The 1,289-nt window shown below is 57.6% G+C and carries 2 protein-coding genes; one reads left to right on the forward strand and one right to left on the reverse strand.

All coding sequences use genetic code 11. The features are described from left to right. Positions 1-229 (forward strand): Rsd/AlgQ family anti-sigma factor (locus tag A3730_RS00230; RefSeq protein ID WP_156500690.1); only part of this gene is annotated, 229 nt, incomplete at its 5' end. Between the two features lie 476 nt (positions 230-705). On the opposite strand, the gene A3730_RS00235 is transcribed toward A3730_RS00230, so the two are convergent. Further along, on the reverse strand, positions 706-1,289 hold a 584-nt coding region (locus tag A3730_RS00235; protein ID WP_197477196.1), incomplete at its 5' end, for a DUF1302 family protein.

Consider the following 1,289-nt stretch of genomic DNA (forward strand, 5'->3'; position numbering starts at 1 on the left):
CCCGGCACTGACCCGGCAGATTATGCAGAAGCTGGACAGCTCCACCGATGCCGCCCTGGCTTTCAATGAAGACTTCGAACACCCGAACCAATGCCTGGCCCAACGCAGTGTGCTACCCCAGCGCATCAGTGCACTGATGGAAACCCTGGAAGAACGCTTTGCCCTGGAAGACCAGCTGATTCTCAGCATCCACCAGCAAGAACCGCCGCGGCAGCAGGCGACGCATTAAGGAACCTCTGAATAACTCCTTGCATGCTCAGCGTGACCTGGAGCGTGCAGCTGTTGTGTCTTGTCTCGACGGTAAGGGTGGGCCCCTTTCCTAGAGGCAAGGCGCAGCAGATGCGCACTCCACCGCGCTTTTATGCCCGCCATGGTGCTTCAGGTCTTCCAGGCTGGCCCGCTCTCGTTGTTACGCTTCCTTCGAAGGTAAAGAGCCGATGGATGGGCATATCTCGATCCCCCTTGAGGGGACACCTTCAAAATCGCGCCCCTCTTTACCTTGGCCTAGGGGGCGAACCAGCCTGAAAGACTGAGCACGCAAGGAGTTATTCAGAGGTTCCTTAAGATCATCGCTCACCGACACGGCCGTACACGCTATTTAGCGTACATTGCCTCCACACTTCGCGAGCTGGCCGAACGAGGCAACCGACTCATCGCTTTCCCGGCGCCGGTATCGCAAGCGCCTTTTCATCGTGATCCGGGGTGTTAGAAATTCAGGGCAATACTGGCGGAAATAAAGTCCCTGTCGGTGGCCGAAAAAGGGTCATTCCCCGTGCTTATCCAGCGCAGATCAGTAGTGAGACGCTGCCCGTATTCGGCACTAATGCCCGCACCACCGATCAAGCGGCCCTCAGAAAAATTGGCATCGTAGGACCAACCTTTCACATCCTGGCCGAATAGAACGAAAGGCTTAAGGGTAAACGCGCCGACCACATTGGGATAGATCAACTGGCTGCGCAAACGGTAGCCCCAGGAGAACTGGGAAGCGTATCCATCCTTGGAACAGCCGGTGCTGCCTCTGTCCGGCTGCCCTGCGACCTGACAGCCGACAGCATTGCCACTGGCCAGGTCCGAACCGTACAGGTCTGTGCGGCTGTAGCGGCGTTCGCTTTGTGAAGGCAGGTCGTGGATGTACTTGGCTCCGGCCTCGGTAGCCACCACAAGTGCTTTTGAGCCCAGAACACCCGGAACGGGTTGGATCACGCCCAATGTCAATTGGGAGACCTTGCGACGGTCATAGCCCTGATACACGCTACCGGGAGCTGCATTGATCGAATCCTGCCCCAATG

The sequence above is a fragment of the Alcanivorax sp. HI0044 genome (genome assembly GCF_001634945.1).